The 1,027-nt window shown below is 46.2% G+C and carries 2 protein-coding genes and 1 pseudogene; all 3 read left to right on the top strand.

The genetic code is table 11. The annotated features are described in order from the left end of the window. Nucleotides 1-225: pseudogene (locus tag GMD1S_RS08090) on the top strand (serine O-acetyltransferase); the annotation flags it as partial. Between the two features lie 49 nt (nt 226-274). Further along, a complete protein-coding gene (locus GMD1S_RS08085) occupies nt 275-475 on the top strand; it encodes a YdeI/OmpD-associated family protein (RefSeq protein ID WP_008280814.1) in 201 nt (66 codons plus the stop codon). Between the two features lie 13 nt (nt 476-488). Next, nucleotides 489-1,027: nucleoside phosphorylase (locus GMD1S_RS08080; RefSeq protein WP_000923407.1), on the top strand; the 539-nt coding region annotated here is incomplete at its 3' end.

The following is a 1,027-nucleotide window of genomic DNA, read 5'->3' as shown; positions in this document are numbered from 1 at the left end:
ATTGGCCCTATTGAAATTGGAGAGAAAGCCAAAGTTGGGGCGGGTGCAGTGGTTGTGGCAGATGTTCCGAGCGATGTGACAGTTGTCGGAATCCCAGCTAAGATCGTCCGAGTTCATGGACAGAAAGATGAGCCGATGATCCACGAAGTTGAAGAAAAACGAGAATACTATCTAGACAAGCTAGAACATGCCCGTGAAGCCAGTCACCATTCATCAAGTCTGTAGGATAGGGTAGCAAAGTTATCGAGGTGAAGTATGACAGGAGGTAAGAACTATGTCAGATTTATCAGATGCAATTTTGAACCAGGCAGTTCTTGAGTTGCAAGAACGCTTGGATGGTCTTGCTAAGGAGCGCTTTATTAAACTGCCACCTAGCCACCAGCGTGAATGGGCTCATTATATCAGTGAAGCCAAAAAAGATGAGACCAAACTGCGCCGTCTAAATAAAATGAAGGCGGATTTGCTGAAGCCTTAAAGAAAGAGAAGTTATGCTATTAGAGGAATTTGAAGATGTAGCAGCAGTTATTGAGCCAACTGAAAAGCCAGTCCCTGACAAGGGTGAGGTGTGCGAAACCATCATCCTGTCCTTTAATGGCGAGATTCTGAAACGTTTGATTGAGTCAGAAAATGTCTATCAGGGAGGCTATTTGAAAAGCATAAACGGCCATCATCCATGGTATATTTATGGCCAAGGACCTAGCAAGCTAGCAGTTATGTTGGCTCCAATTGGGGCTCCCATGATAGTCGGCCAGCTGGAGGAGTTGGCGGCCAGAGGCTTCAAAAATTTCATCATTTTAGGTTCCTGTGGCGTTTTGGACCGCTCAATTGAGGCTGACAAGATTATTCTGCCTGCAGCTGCATTGCGTGATGAAGGAACTAGCTATCACTATGCCCCACCGGGTGACGAAGTCGCCTATGACGAGTCTCTGCTGATCGAGCTGGAAGCCATCTTTGACAAGCACAATATCGAACATATCCGCACCAAGTCTTGGACGACTGATGCCTTTTATCGAGAAACGCCTGATAA

This window comes from Streptococcus sp. GMD1S (genome assembly GCF_000296875.1).
Taxonomy (GTDB): Bacteria; Bacillota; Bacilli; order Lactobacillales; family Streptococcaceae; genus Streptococcus.
The sequence above is the reverse complement of the archived record's forward strand: the minus strand, read 5'-3'. Positions and strand labels throughout refer to the sequence as shown.